The organism is Aeromicrobium phragmitis (assembly GCF_003674095.1).
Classification (GTDB): domain Bacteria; phylum Actinomycetota; class Actinomycetes; order Propionibacteriales; family Nocardioidaceae; genus Aeromicrobium; species Aeromicrobium phragmitis.
The window spans coordinates 114,835-133,010 of record NZ_RDBF01000006.1; the positions used below are offsets into that span (position 1 = coordinate 114,835).

16 protein-coding genes and 1 pseudogene are annotated in these 18,176 nt (G+C 67.9%); 14 read left to right on the plus strand and 3 right to left on the minus strand.

Translation table 11 applies throughout. From position 1 onward, the window contains the following. The 7 genes from D9V41_RS09840 to D9V41_RS09870 are packed head-to-tail and all read left to right on the plus strand — an operon-like array spanning position 1 to position 8,862. Positions 1–1,089 carry a branched-chain amino acid ABC transporter permease gene (locus D9V41_RS09840; protein WP_121794392.1) on the plus strand — a complete coding sequence of 363 codons (1,089 nt, stop codon included), beginning with the start codon at positions 1–3 and terminating at the stop codon, positions 1,087–1,089. Further along, the gene (locus D9V41_RS09845) at positions 1,086–1,859 is read left to right on the plus strand and encodes an ABC transporter ATP-binding protein (RefSeq protein WP_121794393.1); all 774 of its coding nucleotides are present in this window, start codon (positions 1,086–1,088) and stop codon (positions 1,857–1,859) included. Before D9V41_RS09840 ends, D9V41_RS09845 begins: the two co-directional genes overlap by 4 nt. Further along, entirely contained in the window at positions 1,849–2,637 is a 789-nt protein-coding gene (locus D9V41_RS09850; RefSeq protein ID WP_121794394.1) for an ABC transporter ATP-binding protein, read from the plus strand. Before D9V41_RS09845 ends, D9V41_RS09850 begins: the two co-directional genes overlap by 11 nt. Next, entirely contained in the window at positions 2,630–3,802 is a 1,173-nt protein-coding gene (locus tag D9V41_RS09855; RefSeq protein WP_208006813.1) for a Gfo/Idh/MocA family protein, read from the plus strand. Before D9V41_RS09850 ends, D9V41_RS09855 begins: the two co-directional genes overlap by 8 nt. Then, positions 3,799–4,956, plus strand: a complete 1,158-nt coding sequence (locus D9V41_RS09860) for a dihydrodipicolinate synthase family protein (RefSeq protein ID WP_121794395.1) — start codon at positions 3,799–3,801, stop codon at positions 4,954–4,956. Before D9V41_RS09855 ends, D9V41_RS09860 begins: the two co-directional genes overlap by 4 nt. Continuing rightward, on the plus strand, positions 4,953–5,885 hold the full coding sequence (locus tag D9V41_RS09865; RefSeq protein WP_121794396.1) for a sugar phosphate isomerase/epimerase family protein: 933 nt from the start codon (positions 4,953–4,955) through the stop codon (positions 5,883–5,885). Before D9V41_RS09860 ends, D9V41_RS09865 begins: the two co-directional genes overlap by 4 nt. A 37-nt stretch (positions 5,886–5,922) precedes the next feature. Continuing rightward, a complete protein-coding gene (locus tag D9V41_RS09870; RefSeq protein WP_243697223.1) occupies positions 5,923–8,862 on the plus strand; it encodes a PQQ-dependent sugar dehydrogenase in 2,940 nt (979 codons plus the stop codon). 30 nt (positions 8,863–8,892) lie between these two features. Here the strand turns inward: D9V41_RS09870 and D9V41_RS09875 are convergent, their stop codons facing one another. Beyond that, positions 8,893–9,219 (minus strand): antibiotic biosynthesis monooxygenase family protein, encoded by a 327-nt coding sequence (locus tag D9V41_RS09875; RefSeq protein ID WP_121794397.1) that lies wholly within the window; start codon positions 9,217–9,219, stop codon positions 8,893–8,895. Between the two features lie 125 nt (positions 9,220–9,344). Between D9V41_RS09875 and D9V41_RS09880 the strand changes: the two genes are divergently transcribed. After that, the gene (locus tag D9V41_RS09880; protein ID WP_166375987.1) at positions 9,345–9,902 is read left to right on the plus strand and encodes a GNAT family N-acetyltransferase; all 558 of its coding nucleotides are present in this window, start codon (positions 9,345–9,347) and stop codon (positions 9,900–9,902) included. An 89-nt stretch (positions 9,903–9,991) separates the two neighbouring features. On the opposite strand, the gene D9V41_RS09885 is transcribed toward D9V41_RS09880, so the two are convergent. Continuing rightward, on the minus strand, positions 9,992–10,741 hold the full coding sequence (locus D9V41_RS09885) for a methyltransferase domain-containing protein (RefSeq protein WP_121794399.1): 750 nt from the start codon (positions 10,739–10,741) through the stop codon (positions 9,992–9,994). Between the two features lie 18 nt (positions 10,742–10,759). Between D9V41_RS09885 and D9V41_RS09890 the strand changes: the two genes are divergently transcribed. From D9V41_RS09890 to D9V41_RS09905, 4 genes are all read left to right on the plus strand, one after another. Beyond that, the gene (locus tag D9V41_RS09890) at positions 10,760–11,308 is read left to right on the plus strand and encodes a GNAT family N-acetyltransferase (protein WP_121794400.1); all 549 of its coding nucleotides are present in this window, start codon (positions 10,760–10,762) and stop codon (positions 11,306–11,308) included. 11 nt (positions 11,309–11,319) lie between these two features. Beyond that, positions 11,320–12,408, plus strand: coding sequence for a redox-regulated ATPase YchF (ychF, locus tag D9V41_RS09895; protein ID WP_121794401.1), 1,089 nt, complete (start codon positions 11,320–11,322; stop codon positions 12,406–12,408). Positions 12,409–12,994: 586 nt separating this feature from the next. Beyond that, entirely contained in the window at positions 12,995–14,041 is a 1,047-nt protein-coding gene (locus tag D9V41_RS09900) for a DUF4238 domain-containing protein (RefSeq protein ID WP_121794402.1), read from the plus strand. 121 nt (positions 14,042–14,162) lie between these two features. Then, positions 14,163–15,983: a DUF4209 domain-containing protein gene (locus D9V41_RS09905; RefSeq protein WP_166375988.1), complete on the plus strand. Its 1,821-nt coding sequence runs from the start codon at positions 14,163–14,165 to the stop codon at positions 15,981–15,983. A 264-nt stretch (positions 15,984–16,247) separates the two neighbouring features. On the opposite strand, the gene D9V41_RS09910 is transcribed toward D9V41_RS09905, so the two are convergent. Then, positions 16,248–17,183 carry a toll/interleukin-1 receptor domain-containing protein gene (locus D9V41_RS09910; protein ID WP_166375989.1) on the minus strand — a complete coding sequence of 312 codons (936 nt, stop codon included), beginning with the start codon at positions 17,181–17,183 and terminating at the stop codon, positions 16,248–16,250. 197 nt (positions 17,184–17,380) lie between these two features. On the opposite strand from D9V41_RS09910, the pseudogene D9V41_RS18675 reads away from it, so the two are divergent. After that, positions 17,381–17,551: pseudogene (locus D9V41_RS18675) on the plus strand (hypothetical protein); the annotation flags it as partial. Between the two features lie 16 nt (positions 17,552–17,567). Next, positions 17,568–18,137, plus strand: a complete 570-nt coding sequence (locus tag D9V41_RS18335; RefSeq protein WP_208006815.1) for a DUF2314 domain-containing protein — start codon at positions 17,568–17,570, stop codon at positions 18,135–18,137. Positions 18,138–18,176: the final 39 nt, after the last annotated feature.

The following is an 18,176-nucleotide window of genomic DNA, read 5'->3' on the forward strand; positions in this document are numbered from 1 at the left end:
ATGACCGCGTCACGCACCGTGAACCGCGGTGTCAAGATCGCCGGGCTCCTGGCGCTGCTCGCGCTGGCCCTGGCGTTCCCCAGCCTGGCACCCGACCCCTTCATCCTGTCGGTCGGCGTCGTCATCATGAGCTACGCCGTCCTCGCGACGTCGTGGAACTTCGTCGGCGGTTTCACCGGGTACATCTCGCTCGGCCACGCCGCCTACTCCGGGCTCGGCGGTTACGCCACCGCCCTGCTGATCCTCGACGCCGGGCTCAACCCGTGGGTCGCGATGTTCCTCGGCGCAGCGGTCGTCGCGGTGCTCGCCGTGCCGATCGGTATCGCGAGCCTGCGAGTGCGCGGTGCCTCGTTCGTCATCGTCTCCATCGCGCTGGTGCTCATCATGCTGCTGGTCTTCCAGAGTTGGGGTTCGTTCACCGGCGGGTCGAACGGCCTGCGGGTCCCGCGTCCGTTCGGTCCCGACGTGCTGCGACCCGAGCAGCACGAGCGCTTCTTCTACCTGCACGTGGCGCTGTTGGCCGTCGCGCTCTTCGTCTGGTGGGCGATCGACCGGTCGCGGTTCGGCATCGGGCTCAAGGCGATCCGCGAGGACGAGGACAAGGCCGAGGCGCTCGGTGTCCCGACGTTCTCCTACAAGCTCGTCGTGTTCGTCGTCTCGGCGTTCTTCACGGCGCTGGGCGGCGGTCTCTACGCCCTGTGGTTCGGGTTCCTCGATCCGATCTTCCAGTTCTCGATCCTCGTCGGTTCCTACATGGTCCTGATGAGCCTGCTCGGCGGCATCCGCAGCCTGTTCGGGCCGCTGCTCGGCGCGGTCATCGTTGGCTACGCGCTCGAGTTCTTCAAGGCCCAGTACGGCGACACCCAGTTCCACCTCGTCGCGCTCGGTCTGCTGCTGGCGCTCGTCGTGCTGTTCATGCCCGACGGCATCATCCCGGCGGTCGGGCAGCTGTTCGCCCGGTTCCGTCCGCAGGCGGCGTCGATCCGTGAGCAGACGCAGGCCGAACTGGCCGCGCAGCGTCGCGGCGAGGCGGCCGAAGCCGAGCCCGACGACGCGATGGCCGTCTCAGGAGAGGAAGCACGTCGATGACTCAGACTCAGCACGAGAGCAGCGCGCCGGTCTCGACCGGTCGCAGCCTCGAGACGAACGGCCTGCGCAAGTCGTACGGCGGGGTGACGGCACTCGACGGCGCCTCGGTGTCGTTCCAGGACGGCAAGGTCAACGCTCTCATCGGCCCGAACGGGTCGGGTAAGACCACGTTCTTCAACTGCGTGACCGGCATGATCCGCGCCGACGAGGGCACCACGACCTTCCGCGGCACCGACATCACCACGGCCTCGCCGCACCGCATCGCTCGGCAGGGGATCGGCCGCAGCTTCCAGCTGTGCCGGATCTTCCCGCGCATGACGGTCATGGAGAACATGCTGGCCGCGGTCCGTCCGACGTCCGTGTGGCGGATGATCGGCTCCGCGCGCGACGCCGGCGACCAGGAGCGCGCCCGCGAGCTGCTCGCCCGGGTGGGCATCGATCACCTCGAGCATGCGGAGGCGCGCGATCTCTCCTACGGGCAGCAGAAGCTGCTCGAACTCGCCGGCGTCCTCATGGCCGACCCCGACACGATCATGCTCGACGAGCCGGCCGGCGGCGTGAACCCCGCGCTGATCGACCGCATCGCCAATCTGATCCGCTCGCTCAACGCCGAGGGCAAGACCTTCATCGTCGTCGAGCACAACATGGAGCTCGTCATGAGCCTGTCCGACCACGTGGTCGTGTTCGACCGCGGGCGCCCCATCTGCGAGGGGCCCCCGTCGCTCGTGCAGAACGACCCCCGAGTCCTGGAGGCCTACCTTGGCATCTGAACAGCACGACGCTCCCCAGGGGCGTCAGGAGTATCTGCTCGAGCTCGACGACGTGCAGGCCGGGTACGGCCGGGCGGCGCTCGTGCTGCGAGGACTGACCGTCAAGGTGCCGCCGGCCAGCGTGGTGTGTCTCGTCGGGCCGAACGGCGCCGGCAAGTCCACGGTGCTGAAGGTCGCGAGCGGCATGCTGACCCCGCGCGCCGGCAGCGTCCGGGTGCTGGGCCAGGACGTGACCCGCAACGGCCCGCAGGACATGCTCGCGGCGGGACTGTCGCACGTCCTGCAGGGGCACAGCGTGTTCCGTGAGATGACGGTCGGCGAGAACGTGATGCTCGGTGCCTACACCGTGCGCGACAAGCAGTTCATCGCCGAGCGGGTGGACTTCGTCAAGTCGCTGTTCCCGGTCGTCGGCGACCGCTGGGACGCCCTCGCGGGTGCGCTCTCCGGTGGCCAGCAGAAGCAGGTCGAGTTCGCCCGGTCGCTCATGGTCGACCCGAAGGTCGTGCTGCTGGACGAGCCGTCGATGGGTCTCGACCCGAAGGCGACGGCGACGGTCTTCGAGCAGGTCGTGCGGATGCGCGATGCCGGGCTCGCCGTGCTCATGGTCGAGCAGAACGCCCGCCGGGCGCTCGAGACCGCCGACCTCGGCTGCGTCCTCGATCTCGGCCGCGTCCACATCTCCGGCCCGGCGCACGAACTGCTGGCCGATCCCCAGCTGGCGGAGCTGTACCTCGGCGGCCGCCCTCACAACGACTCCGCAAAGGCGACTCATGTCTGAGACCACCTACCGCATCATCATGAACGGCGTCACCGGGCGCATGGGCTACCGGCAGCACCTCGTCCGGTCGATCCTGGCGATCCGCGACGACGGGGGCATCGTGCTGCCGGACGGTTCGCGCATCCGGGTGGAGCCGATTCTGGTGGGCCGCAACGCCGAGAAGTTGCAAGAGCTCGCCAAGCGGCACGACGTCGCGGACTGGACGACCGATCTGGACGCCGCACTCGCCGATCCCTCCGCGACCATCTACTTCGACGCGCAGGTCACCAGCGAGCGCGTCGGGGCGATCCTCAAGGCCGTGGAGGCGGGCAAGCACGTCTACACCGAGAAGCCGACTGCCGAGAGCGTTGCGGACGGTCAGTGCCTCGCGGACGCGGCCCGCGAGGCCGGGATCATCAACGGCGTCGTGCACGACAAGCTCTACCTGCCGGGACTGCGCAAACTGCGGCGCCTGCTCGACTCCGGCTTCTTCGGCCGGCTGCTCTCGGTGCGCGGGGAGTTCGGCTACTGGGTGTTCGAGGGCGACTACCTGCCGGCACAGCGGCCGAGCTGGAACTACCGCGCTGAGGACGGCGGCGGCATGGTCCTCGACATGTTCTGCCACTGGAACTACGTGCTGGAGAATCTGTTCGGCCGGGTGGAGGCCGTGACGGCGAAGGCGGTCACGCACATCCCGCAGCGCTGGGACGAGCAGGGTCAGCCGTACACGGCCACCGCCGACGACGCCGCGTACGCGATCTTCGAGCTCGAGGGCGACGTCATCGCCCAGGTCAACTCGTCGTGGGCGGTGCGGGTCGAGCGCAAGGAGCTCGTGGAGTTCCAGGTCGACGGCACCCACGGCTCGGCCGTGGCCGGACTGTTCGGCTGCCGGGTGCAGCCGCGCGTCCGCACGCCCATGCCGGTGTGGAACCCCGACCTGCCGACCGATCAGGACTTCCGCTCCCAGTGGGACGAGGTGCCCGACAACGCGACGTTCGACAACGGGTTCCGCGCGCAGTGGGAGCAGTTCCTTCTCGACGTGCACGCAGGTCGTCAGCATGCCTACGACTTCGCGGCGGGCGTGCGCGGTCTCGAACTCGTCGACGCCGGTTACGCCTCCTCGCGGGAGGGCCGACGGGTGACGATGGACGAGGTGCGGGCCGGCGCGACGGGACAGACCGCATGACGACGGTGCACCTGCCCGCGGCCGACGGAACCTGGCGCACCCGGACGCTCGCCGAGCCGCTCGAGTGGGAGCGGCATCCGGACGGTTCCACCTCCCGGATCGCGTTCGCCGCAGCTCACGTCGTGGCCGATCCGCTCGGGGAGAACGTGCCCGGGGCCCCGGCCGTCGTGGACTGGGACTCGACACTCGCGTTCCGGCGCCACCTGTTCGCTCACGGCCTCGGGGTCGCGGAGGCGATGGACACCGCCCAGCGCAACATGGGGCTGGACTGGGCGGCGATCCAGGAACTGATCCGGCGCAGCGCTGCCGAGGCGAAGGCAGCCGGGGCACGCATCGCTGCGGGCGCCGGCACCGATCACCGCACCGATCTGAGCTCGCTCGACGAGGTCACCGCCGCGTACCTCGAGCAGGTCGAGTTCGTGGAGTCGACGGGCGCGCAGGTCATCGTCATGGCGTCGCGGCAGCTCGCCGCCACGGCCCGGCACGCCGAGGAGTACCGCAAGGTTTACGACGCGATCCTCGGGCAGGTCAGCCGCCCGGTGATCCTGCACTGGCTGGGGGAGATGTTCGACCCCCAGCTCGCGGGGTACTGGGGGTCGGCGGACGTGGACGCCGCGACCGAGACGTTCCTCGGCCTGGTGCGCGATCACGCCGCCGTCGTGGACGGCGTCAAGGTGTCGCTGCTGTCCGCCGAGCACGAGCGCAGCTTGCGCGCCCGGCTGCCCGAAGGGGTGCGCCTCTACACGGGCGACGACTACCACTACCCGGAGCTGATCCGCGGTGACGGCACGCATCACTCGGACGCCCTGCTCGGCGCGTTCGCGGCGATCGCCCCGGCCGCCGGAACGGCACTCGCCGCCCTCGATCGCGGCGATGTCGCCGCGTACGACGCGGCGATGAACCCGACCCTGGAGCTGTCCCGGCACGTGTTCGCGCGACCGACGTGGTTCTACAAGACCGGCATCGCGTTTCTGGCCTGGCTCAGCGGCCACCAGCCGGGGTTCACGATGGTGGGCGGTCTGCAGACCGGTCGCAGCGTCGTCCACCTCGCGCGGGTGCTCGAACTGGCCGACGAGGCGCGTCTCTTGCCCGATCCGGACCTCGCGGCCCATCGCATGCAGCTGTGGCTCGCGTCGGCAGGACTCGCCCGATGACCGCGGTGAACGCGCCGACGGGTGTCGCGGACGTCCCGTCGGGGCTGCCGGCTCGCGTCCCCACGCCTGAGCCCGGCGATCCGCGGCTCGCCCGGCTCGCTCTGAACCAGCGCACGACGGCGAACTGGTCGCTCCGGGAGGCGATCGACGGCTGTGTCGCCGCCGGCATCCCGGCGCTCGGCGTCTGGCGCGAGCCCTTGGCTGAGGTCGGAGTCGACGTCGGCGCCCGGTGGATCCAGGAGGCGGGCCTGCGGGTGTCGTCGGTGTGCCGCGGTGGCTTCTTCACCTCAGCCGATCCGGATGAGCGTCGCCGCGCCCACGAGGAGAACCTGCGGGCACTCGACGAGACGGCCGCGCTCGACGCCGCCGCGCTGGTCCTCGTTCCCGGAGGTCTGCCCGAGGGCGATCGCGACATCCGGGGCGCCCGCTCGCGTGCCGCCGAGGCGATCGCCGACCTGGCGCCGCACGCCGCCGCGCGCGGCGTGCGGCTGGCGATCGAGCCGATGCACCCGATCTACGCGGCCGACCGCGGCGTCGTCTCGACGCTCGAGCAGGCGCTCGACATCGCCGAGCCGCACGACCCGGATGTGGTCGGCGTCGTCGTCGACACGTTCCACGTGTGGTGGGAGCCCGGGGTGCTGGACCAGATCGCTCGCGCCGCCGACCGCATCCACAGCTATCAGATCTGCGACTGGATCACCCCGCTGCCGCCGGACGCGCTGTTGTCGCGCGGGATGGTGGGCGACGGCCACATCGACTTCGCCACGCTGACCGCCGCCGTCGCCGCGACCGGCTACGACGGCGACGTCGAGGTGGAGATCTTCAACGCCGACGTCTGGGCCGCGCCCGGTGACGAGACCGTCGCCACCATGGCGCGCCGCTACATCGAACTGGTGGAACCGCACTTGTCCCCCCGCATCACCCCATAAACCCGATCGTTTCTCGTTCGGGGGAGAGGAACGGCACATGCACATCACACGATCACGTCTCGCGAGGTGGGGGGCGGTCCTGACGGCCGCGCTCCTCGTCGCGGGACTGGCGCCGGGGTCGGCTTCGGCCGACCGGGACAAGGGACCACGCGAGGTGCGGGTCCATCCAGGCCCGACGCCCCAGCACTGGGATCCGCTGACGCCCGAGAAGTGGGAGTTCGCCGACGGCCAGGTGGCGATGAAGGAGGCGGGCACGCCTCCTGAGGGACCGCGGCGCCCGTTCGAGTACGCCATCGTCAACCACGGCCCCGCGCTCGCGTCGATCGACTACCGAGCCTCGGTGCGCATCGACGAACCGGTGGAGCGCAACGACCGCGACGTCGTGCTGATCTGGAACTACCAGTCACCGACGCGCTTCTACTACGCCCACCTGTCGCAGGACAACGGGATCTACGCGCACAACGGCATCTTCGTCGTCGACGACGCCGATCGCCGCCGGATCGACGACCAGTGGAACGGCACGACGGGTGCGGCACCGGCCATCGACGACACCGACTGGCACGACGTGCGGCTGACGTACGACGCGCCCTCCGGCGCCGTCCAGGTGCGGATGGACGGTGCGAGCGAACCGCTCATGACCGCGACGGACACGACGTTCTCCGGCGGCCGGGTCGGGTTCGGATCGTTCGACAACTACGGGCGCATCCGCGACGTCAAGGTCTCGGGGGTCGCGGCGAGCGACCAGCCGGATCCGAACACGCCGATCACCGATCCGGTGCCCGAGGGCCCGGCGCCCGCCGACCTTGCGCTCGTGCTCGAGGAGGTCGCACAGCTGCCGGAGTCCGATCCGACCCCGGCGCCGACCGATCCGCGCATCATGCGGCACAACCGGATCAACTACGTGGGCGAGGTGCCGGACGGCTCGGGACGGCTGTACGTGCCCGACCTCAACGGGCCGATGTACCTTCTGGACAAGGAGACCGGGCAGGCGCAGGTCTACCTCAACGTACGCGAACAGGACCCGCACTTCTTCTCCGGCCGGGGGATGGGCAGCGGCTTCGGCTTCGTGACGTTCCACCCCGAGTTCGCGAGCAACGGCAAGTTCTACACCGTGCACACCGTCGGCGCCGAGGGCATCGCGGCGAACGAGCCGACGTACCCGAACCAGCCGAACGCCACGGTGCAGTCGGTCGTCACCGAATGGACCGCGGACGATCCGGCGGCGCCGGTCTTCGCCGGCACGCGGCGAGAGGTCTTCCGCTTCGGGTTCGCGACGCAGATCCACGCGATCCAGCAGATCGACTTCAACCCCACCGCGCAGCCCGGCGACGAGGACTACGGGCTGCTCTACCTCGCCGTCGGTGACGGCGGCATCGGACTGAACACCGACATCCCGCAGCGCCTGGACACTCCGGACGGCAAGATTTTGCGGATCGACCCCCTGGGCACGGACGGGCCGAACGGGGCCTACGGAATCCCCGCGTCCAACCCCTTCGTCGGAACCGAGGGCGCCCTGGGCGAGATCTATGCGATCGGCATGCGCGACCCGCACCGGTTCACGTGGGACCCGGAGGGCTCGCACCAGATGTTCCTCGGCCACATCGGCCAGCGCGCCGTCGAAGCGGTGTACGAGGTGCGCAAGGGCGACAACTTCGGGTGGAGCGACATCGAGGGCCGTTACCGGTACGAGAACGACCGCCAGTGTGTGCTGTTCCCGCTGACTCCGGAGCAGCAGCAGAAGGACTACGTCTACCCGGTCGCGTCCTACGACCACGACGCTCCGACGAACTGGGACTGCAACGCGGACTCCGGCCACGCCATCAGCGGTGGCCAGGTGTATCGCGGTCCGATCAAGGCACTGCGCGGCCGCTACGTGTTCGGTGACCTCGTCAACGGGTCGGTGTTCTCGACCGAGGTCAAGCAGATGCGCCGCGAGGCCAAGCACGAGGCGCCCATCACCGAGCTGCAGTTGCGCGACACCGACGGCAACCAGCTGCGGATGACCGACTTCGTCGACGACGTGCGGGTGGATCTGCGGTTCGGCACGGACGCCGACCGCAACCTGTACCTGCTGGCGAAGTCGAACGGCACGATCTGGAAGGTCGTCGACGCCGAGCGGGTCAAGCCACGCGAGGTCGTCGATAAGAAGCTGCGCGACCACCTCGTGTCGTTCTACGACTTCGACCGGGGCTTCGCGCAGAACGGCGCCCTGGAGGAGGACCAGGGCGATGCGAATCTGCTGTTGTCCCTCGTCAACGGCGGCAAGGACATGCGCGTGCGTGACGGGGCCTACCCGGGCAGCATCAACTCCTTGCAGACCCGCCAGGTCAACCCGGAGACCCCGGGCAATGACGACTGGAAGGCCGGCCTGTGGGACGCGAACGGCGTCAAGGGCCTGGAGCGGCTCGCGGGGGCCGAGGGCATCACCGTCATGGGCTGGTTCAAGATGACGGGCGACCACCCGGCGCCGAACAGCAACACGCCCGATCCCGCGGACCGGTACAACGCCGTCGGGTTGGCCGGGGTGCTGGCCGGCAACAGCGACGGCCACGGCGTGCGGGCACTGCTCGAGCTCATCAACGTGAACGGTGAGCTGCGGCTCGTCGCGTTGGGCCGGCGCCTGGACGAGGGAGCGTCGCAGACGTTCGCCGCGTCCCAGGACTGGCAGGAGCTGCTGCCGCGCGACGAGTGGGTCCACCTGGCCGCGACGTTCGACTTCACAACCGGCGACATGGCGTTGTACCGCAACGGCAAGCCGATCGACGGGTTCTACGTCAACGAGGGCGACCCGTGGCAGGTCGACGGCACGGGAACGTCGCCGACGCTGCCGCGCGGGATCAAGATCGGCGGGTCCTACCCGCAGAACACCCGCGAGCAGAACCCCTGCGACTGCCGGATGGACGGGTTGATGATCCTCGACACGGCCGCCAGCACGCAGGACGTGGCCCGGCAGTACCGCTCGTTCGTGCGGGACTGACAGGAGGGCGGCCGGCGGTGCCGGGCGGGATCAGCGTCCGGAGCCGCCGGCCACCTCGTAGGACCACAACTCGCTGTGGGTGGCGACGGGCTTCGGCGCGTCGCCACCGGCGCGTTCGCCCTCGGACCGATGCCCGTGCCCGAACGCGGGGGAGGACACCCACGCCTGGAACGACTCCTCGTCACGCCACCGCGTCACGACGAGCCACTGCTCGCGGTCGTCGGTGGGCTTGAGGAGCTCGAACCCTTCGAAGCCGTCGGCGCCGTCCACGGCACCGGCGCGCTTGGCGAAGCGGTGGGCGAGCTCGTCGCCGCTGTCCTTGGGCACGGTGATGGCGTTGATCTTGATGACGCTCATGGCCTCATCCTCCCACCAGGGCGGTAGGTGAGGTCCCACCCTCGCCGCGGAGCGGTAGGTGAGGTCCCAGCGCGGCCCGGCGCGTGGGATCACACCTACCGCGCGGCGGATGGGAAGCTGGGGGAGTGAGCGACCTCATCGAGACCGAGCGTTTGACCCTGCGGCCGTTCCGCGTCGATCACCAGCCGGACGTCGAGGCCGTCTACGAGATCCACAGCGACCTCGAGATCGTCCGTTGGCTCGACAACCCGCCGTTCGTCCTGATGGCCGACCACGAGGAGGCTCGCGCCTGGATCGAACGGCGCGCCGAGATCGAGGCCGAGGACTTCCGGCAACTGCAGCGTGCGATCGAAGTGAAGGCGACCGGGGAGACGGCCGGCTCGGTCAGCATTCAGCGCCTCGTCCGTCAGGACGGTGGCTTCGTCGGCGAGTACGAGATCGGGTGGAAGCTGCGCCCCGCTGCGACCGGCGCGGGCTACGCCACCGAGGCGGCGCGGGCACTGGCGCTCGCGGCGTTCGCGATCGGCATGGACGAGCTCGTCATCGACATGTACCCCGACAACGCGCCGTCGGCCGCCGTGGCCCGTCGGCTCGGTGCCGAGGAACTCGGTGTCCGGGACGACCCCTGGTACGGCGGCGACTCCCTGATGTTCCGCCTCCGCCCGCCCCGCGCGGTGAGTTAGCACGCGCACCGGGGGCGGTAGGTGTAGTCCCACGCCCCCGTCGGGGCGGTAGGTGTAGTCCCACGACAGGCCTCGCGATGGGACTACACCTACCGCTCGGGCGGCGAGGCGAGCAGCACGACGTCGTCGTCGGCGGGCACGACGTCGAGGTGCCACTGCGGTGCCGCCGCCCGGGCTGCGTCCACCTGCTCGGGGGCGAGGAGGGTGGCGAAGACGCCGCGGGGTGCGAGCCAGTCCGCGGCACTCTCGATGACTGATCGCCAGTGGTCGAGCCCGTCCGGTCCGCCGTCGACGCTGTGCCTCGGCTCGTGGGCACGGAAGTCCGGATGGATGCGCTCGACCTCGTCGCTCGGCACGTGCGGCAGATAGGCGACGGCGAGGTCGACCCGACCGCGAAGCTCGTCCGGAAGCGCATCCCACCAGCTGCCGTGTCGCACCTCGAACCCGTAGCGCGAGGCGGTGCGGCGCGCGCTGGCCAGCGCCTGCTCGTCGATGTCGACACCGACCACACGCGCATCCGGCCAGTGGCGCGCGAGCAGCGCGGCGAGGGTGCCGGCGCCGCACCCGAGGTCCACGGCGACAGCGGGTTCCATCCCCGCGACCGCGTCCACGATGACGGTGGCGCGGGCGCGCGGCACGAAAACGCCGGCGCCCACATCGACGCGAGCACCGGCGACTTCGGCGAAACCGAGCACCTGCTCCAGCGGCACCCCTGCGACGCGTCGGGCCACCGCTGCCCCGAGCGGAGCGCCCGAGAAGACGGCGCGCAACGCGGCTGCCTCGTCCTCGGCGAAGACGCAGCCTGCCGCGCGCAGTCGTTCCACGAGGGAGTCGCTCACGACCGTAGGCTACGAGGAATGGACGAGAACCCCGTGATCATCACGGATCGGCTGATCCTGCGGCGCTTCACACTCGATGACGCGGACTTCCTTTTCGATCTCTTCTCCCGTGCCGAGGTCGCGCGGTGGAGTGGGTCAGGCACGCCGATGGACCGGCGTGAGGAGGCGGTCGAGCGCATCCGCCGCCAGCCGGCGCGTGCCGGTGATCATCCGGCGTGCGGCGTCTTCGCCGTCGAGGCGGACAGCGAGCTCGTGGGGATGGCTCTGCTCGTGCCGATCCCAGCCAGTGCGGGGCACGAGAGCGAGGGTGAGATCGAGATCGGGTGGCACTTCCATCCCGACGTCTGGGGGAACGGGTACGGGACCGAGGCGGGTCGTGCGCTCGTCGAGCGGGGCTTCGCCGCCGGGTTCCCCGCGCTCTACGCCGTCACCGACCCGGACAACGTGCGCTCCCAAGCGGTGTGCCGGCGTCTGGGGATGACCGATCTCGGCCTGCGCGACGACTGGTACGACCGGTCGCTGCGCGCGTTTCGGCTCGACCGCCAGGACATCGCGGCCGACCAGTAGGCTTGAGCCCCGTGGCACTCACCATCGGCATCGTCGGACTCCCCAACGCGGGCAAGTCGACCCTTTTCAACGCTCTGACCAAGAACGACGTCCTCGCGGCGAACTATCCGTTCGCGACGATCGAGCCCAACGTCGGCGTCGTCGGGGTTCCCGACGCACGGTTGGCGAAGCTCGCGGAGATCTTCGAATCGCAGAAGATTCTGCCCGCGACGGTGCAGTTCGTCGACATCGCCGGCATCGTGCGCGGTGCGTCGGAGGGCGAGGGGATGGGCAACGCCTTCCTCTCCCACATCCGCGAGTCCGACGCGATCTGCCAGGTGACGCGCGTCTTCCGCGACGAGGACGTCACCCACGTCGACGGTGAGGTCAACCCGAGCAGCGACATCGAGACGATCTCGACCGAGCTGATCCTCGCGGACCTCCAGACGGTGGAGAAGGCGATCCCGCGGCTGGAGAAGGACTCGCGCAAGGACAAGTCGCTCGCGGCCCAGCTCTCCGAGGTGCAGAAGGCCAAGGAGGTCCTCGAGGAGGGCGCCGGCGTGCTCAAGGCCGGCCTCGATCTCGAGCTGCTGCGCGACCTGCACCTACTGACCGCCAAGCGTTTCCTCTACGTCTTCAACTGCGACGCCGAGGAGCTGCAGGACGAGGAGCTCAAGGCGCGGATGCGCGACCTCGTGGCGCCGTCCGAGGCGATCTTCCTCGACGCCAAGGCCGAGGCGGAGCTCGTCGAGCTCGGCGACGACGAGGAGGCCGAGCAGATGCGCGCTGAGATGCTCGCCGACATGGGCGTGGAGGAGCCGGGCCTGGACGCGCTGGCTCGCGTCGGGTTCGACACCCTCGGCCTGCAGACGTACCTGACCGCGGGGCCCAAGGAGGCTCGCGCCTGGACGATCAAGAAGGGCGCGACGGCTCCCGAGGCCGCCGGCGTCATCCACACCGATTTCCAGCGTGGCTTCATCAAGGCCGAGATCGTCTCCTTCGACGACCTCGTCGAGGCTGGTTCCATGACCGCCGCGAAGGCCGCGGGCAAGGTCCGCATAGAGGGCAAGGACTACGTCATGGCCGACGGCGACGTCGTGGAATTTAGGTTTAATGTCTAGAAACCGCCAAAAGTGCCTGCTGACCTGCGAGAACAGTATGAGGTCCGTAGGTGGCGAAATGCGACTCACGTGCCCGTCTGACATCTGCTTTGGGTCCCAGTCTCGCGTCTGAGCATCCGCGATCGGCGTCACGGCAGGCGCGCAGCCCGGTTGGACGCGGCTGCGAGCGCGTCCGGCCTCCTCGGTCATTCGGCGCGATGCTGACTCATTGTGGTTCTCCGCCGGTGCTGTCGTCATCGACTTCGGGTATGCCGCGGGCGACCATGACGACGGCGCGCCGGATGCGGCGCTCCGGGCAGCGATGCGTGCTCGGCTGATAGGGGCGTTCGTCGCCTGTAGAGGTCGTGGTCGTATGACCGCAGGACATTTTGATGTGCCAGATGTAGGTGGTGGATCTGTCGCCGCTGTACACGACTGCGAAGAGCTGTTCCTTCCCCTTGTCGCTCAGACTGTCGGTCCCGTAGGGAAGACTGTCGCCATGAAGAAGGGGTCTGCAGTTTGAATCGAAGAGGTGCGCAGATGCGCGACGTAGGGGGAGCTGCATGGGTGAGGGCGATTCAAGTGCGACCGCAGAGATGGTGCGCACATGACTGGCAAGAAGAGCACGGCGAAGCTGCATCACTATGTGCCGCAGGGGTACCTTCGAGGCTTCGCGACGGGCCAAGAGCGCATCAGGGTCGTACCCCTCGACCGCTCCCGGCAGCCATACACGCCGAGCGTGAAGAACGTGGCTGCGCAGAACCACTTCCACACGGTCGGTGAGTTCGATGAGCCGGATGCGTTCGAGAAGGCGCTGAGCGAGGTCGAGGGCCAGGCCCTCGGCATCATCAAGGGCTTCGCCAACGGCGAGTTTCCTCCCTCCGAGGAGAACAGGTGGGCCTTCGCCCACTACACGGCGTTGCAGAGCGTGCGCGGGCCGGATACCCGGAGGACGACCGAGCATCTCCGCGCGACCATGGTCCGGCTGGAGGTGGGTGCCGGTGGTCGCAAGAATGTCGGTGCGTGGATCCGTGACAATCTCGGATTCGACCCGACGCCGGAGCAAGAGGATCGAATCTGGAACGAGGCCACCCAGCCCGGTGGGCCGCCGATCGGATTCTCCAACCTGGCTCACATCCAGAACGCAGTCGAGACCGCGATCGAACTGACGCCCTACCTTGCGACCCGCCCCTGGGCACTCGTTCGCTTCGACCGACGCTCCCTCATCACATCGGATGCTCCGGTCAGTCTGGTGCGCCGACCGGACGACGAGCCGTGGGAGGGAGTCGGCTTCGCGACGGCATGGGGCGTCACGTTCCCGCTCACGCGCAAGTTGGGGCTCCTCATGAGCGATCCCATGGCGATGTTGGAGGGTGCCGGAGCGGACGATCCGCGTGTCCAACAGCTCCGCGAGATGGTGCTTGCCGGACGGATAGACCAAATCCAGGCCGGGACCACAGCAATGGAGAAACTGTTCAATCTGCACACCGCGGAGTCGGCTAGGGAGTACGTCTTTCACCACCCCGAGGACGAGCGGTATGTCCCTGTCAATCTGCCCGAGCCGGACCTGATCAACATCAAACCGATCGGAGGACTCGTCGACATGGACTTCGACGGTGAGCCGCTGTTCGCGCCCAACGGACGCGAGGGCTGACGGGACACGAGGGGAAGCGCGGAGCACCAAGACATGACGACCTCAGACGGCTCGGGCTAGCGTCGTCGGCGGCGATGATGTTCCGGTAGCGGAAGTGTGGCGTATGAGCATGGGAGATTCGGTGAGCGACGCGATCGACCCGACGTGGTGGGAGGACGTGCTGGCGGCGGCGTCGCTTGACGACCGCTATGAACCGCCAGAGTTGTTGTCATCGCATCTCGAGCGGGCGGCTGCCGATCCGGCCGTCACGGGGCTTCACGCACTAGTGCTGCGGGTGTTGGCGATGGTGTCGTCGGCGATGCTGAACGCTGAGGACTGGCTGGAGCCGTTCACACCCGCGATGCAGATCAGTGGCAAGCGGACTGTGGTACCGGCGGACTTCGATGCCGACCAGGTGGCATTACTGGCACGTATCGCTCCTCTCGTCGAACGTGATGATCTGCGGGCTCGGGTCGCTGATGTCGCCTGGGTCTACGGGGAGCGATCGGACGTTGCGATGTTGGACCGGGCCATCGACGCTTATCGGGCCGCGCCGCTGACGGACGATGTGTGGTTCAGCGTGGGGAAGGACGCGTGGGTTCGAGCGTTCGAGCTTGCAGCACGGCGCGGCCCGGACGGCCAGGCGCGTGTGGAGGAAATGTCGGACGCGCTGAAGGCCCAGGTCGTGGCCGGCGAGGTCACGGACAGCTTTAGAACAGTGGGGTTCGCGGAGACATTGCGCCAGCACGGTCGTGTCGACGCTGCCGGGCGCGCTGAGGTGCGCGAAGCGCTGTTCGCGCTCGCGGCACAGGCGTCGTCGGAAACCCCTCGCCTGTCGCGCCATCTCGAGCGTGAGGCGCTCGCGTGGCTTAGTGGGTCGGACTCGGCAGCGACGAACTCTGCGACCGAGCGCGTTGCGCGGACTTACATCACAGAAGCCGATTCCCGCATTCAGACGGACCCAGAGGCGGGCGCGCTGGCCGAGGGCCATTTCTTGGAGAAGGCCATCGCAGTCCTCCGAACCCTCCCGCGCTCCTACCGGCTCGAGAACGGACTCGACGAACTCATCGACGACCTCCGCATTCGGTTGCGTGAGAGCCGGGAGTCGTCGATGGAGCAGATGATGCGTATCCAGTCGGACACGGTCGATCTGACTGACGCAGTGTCCTACGCACGGTCACAAGTCTCGGGTCACGCGGACAAGTTCGACGCGCTCGCTGCATTTGCCATGCTCGCACCGCCGCTAGACGAAGTCAGTACGCGCGAGAACGCCGCGAAGATGCTGGAGGGCACCATCAGCCACCTCTTTGGATCATCCACGTTTTCCTCTGACTTCCGGAAGATCGCATCGAGGCCCGGGTCTTCTGGTCAAGCCGATGAGGACGCGGTGTGGGCCGAGATGGTCCGCACGGTGTTTTTTCATTCCCAGTTGCTCGGAAAGGGCATCATCCAGCCTGCGCAAGAGGTCCTGACTACTGAGCACCGGTTCAGTCGGCAGTACATGGTGTCGCTGTGCGTGGAGTCGCCGACAGTGCCCGAGGGGCACGAGACGTTGTGGGGCGACGGGCTGGCGCTCGGCTTGGGCGGAAACTTCGGCGCTGCGGTCTCTGTTCTGGTCCCGCAGTTGGAGCAGGTCGTGCGGGTCATGTTGAGGCGGCACGACGTGTACACGTTGTTCGTCGATGAGCAGGGCGTGGAGAGTGAGAAGAGCTTGAACGCGCTTCTCGACATGACCGAGACCGAGGACGTCTTTGGTGCAGGGATGGTCATGGAGATGAAGGCAATGCTGGTCGTCCAAGGTGGTCCGAACCTACGCAACGACGTCGCGCACGGCCTTCTCGATGACAACTCGGCGTGGAGCTACTGGGCGCTCTACATGTGGTGGTTCTGTCTGCGGCTGGTTACGTGGCCGGTCATCGAGATGATTAGCCGCGCTCGGACCCAGTCAGCAGAGTCTGGCTGAGACCCGATGGCGAAGGGCACTGGCGGCGACCTCGTTCCGTCGGGCGCAGGTGTCTCGTGACCCAGAAGTCTCTAGGTGCCTGAATGCGGTGGAGTTCAGATTTTCGAACTGACATCTGGCGGCGAGATAAACGTGGAGTGCCCTGGCCTAACGACCGCTTGAATCGTGGCGAGATCCGCGAATGCGCCCAGGGGTTGCGGAAGCAATGATCAGCTTCGCCGGCACGGAAGTTCTCCGTGTTTCTCTTCGTACACGGAGCCATCGTCAGGATGACTCGACGACTCTCCAACGGAAGTTGACGAAGGGTGGGACGTACCGGCTACTGCTGGTGTCCTCGCGCTGGACGTCAAGGATGTCGACGACGGCCAGTCGCCCATGCGTGTTCATGAGCACGACACTCTGACCAACCTGCGGAGTGACGGATCGTCCGGGCGCGAGGTGCTGTGCGAGGTCGGTGTCGTCGACGTCTTCGCCCCTGATCAGGCCGACGGCCTTGATGGGATCCTTATAGACGTACACCGAGTTGTAAGAGCATCCGCTGACCTGGAGTGCGAACTCGGACGCGCCGACGCCCCAACGGAAGATCTTCTGCGGCGCGTCTTCGTACACGAAGTGCGTCTCGCCGACGAGGTCCGGGCTCCTCCACTGCGCGGGGTCGCTGCGCAGATCTTGTTGCTCGAGTCGCGTCGCCCGCTCTCGAAGAGTAGCGATCGACGTTGCGCTGTCGCGATTGGCAGGGAGCCCCGCAGCCCAGCGCCACAGGTCTTCGATCTGCTCGACCCCGGGGAACTCCTGCTGGCTGCCGGGGGAGTGATTGAAGTCGAAGCCCTTGGGCATCCGGTCCCCGAGCCACGCCGGCCGGACGCAGTGGGCGTTGTCGACGAAGAGGGTGGACAGCCACGCAGGATCACGGTCCTCATAGACCTCGGCTATCCAGCGGCTCTCTTTGCCTACGCCCGACTCAGGCATGGTGTCGGCTCTCGCGACGTAGTTCTGGTCGACAATAAGCAGCACGCGCTTGCAGTCCGCGACTCGGCGCATGAAGCCGTTGAGGTCGTCGCCGTAGTCGACGTCGGCATCGATGAGGACGTCGAACCCCAGCGTCTTGAGCTGCGCCGCGAGCAGGCGCACCCATTTCCGGTGTCCCTCCGACGTCCACGCGTACGAGATGAACAGGTCTGCGCCCACGGGCTTCCTCACGTCGATTCGCTCAGAACTGCTCACGCGTGAGCAGCTGTCGCCACGAGACTACGGCCGGCTGCGGACACACTGAGAACGACACGAGTGAAGCCGGACGGCATCCGTAGGTCATTGCGAGCGCTGTCTTGCAGATGGACGGTCGGATCTGGGGCTACGCCCTGTCGAAGAAGTCCGGCGTCTGATCCGGTGTCCTCTATCCGATCCTCGATCGGATGATGGGTGAGGGCTGGCTCGAGGACCACTGGGAGGAGCGCGCAGAGGGCAAGAAGCGCCCGCCGCGTCGCTACTACAAACTCACCGATGCGGCCGCACCGGCATCGGCGCGGTGGCACGAAAGGTCGCGGAGGAGCAGCGCTTTGCAGCGATGAAGGTGAGGTTCGCCTGATGAGTTCGGTGATGCTGGTACCCGGCGCGCTCGGCGCGTTCGTGATCGCTCTGCTCATCTTCGGGTTCCTGCCTGGACTGGTGCTGGCGCTCATCGTCAGACTCTTCCGCGAGGACTCCTCACGGCGTCGTGAACTGCAGGCGGAGCTCTACGCCGTCCCCCGCTGGGAGAGACCGTTCTGGGTCGCTCAGCAGCTCGAAGTCGCACTACACCAGGGTCTCGCACCCGAGATCGCCTGGTACTGGGGCCGCTTCGTCTGGCACCGGGCCAAGGTTGAGTCCGGACAGGAGATGCACAAGAAGTACCAGGACACGCCCGACGCCGGGGAGAAGGCGATGCTCCGTCCCGGCGACCTGGTGAAGCTCACATGGGCAGTGAAGCGCTCACCGGGGGAGCGGATGTGGGTGAAGATCCTCCACCGCGATGACGATGAAGTCCTCGGCCGGTTGAGCAACTGGCCGGTTTACGTCCACCTCGATCCTGACGCCATCGTCCGGTTCCGCATCGATGACATCATCGACTACGAGTTCGTTGACGAGGATGACGCCCCCGGAGCCATCGCCGCCTGACCGCACGCTCGCATCCTTCGAGCCAGTGTCGGTGACTAC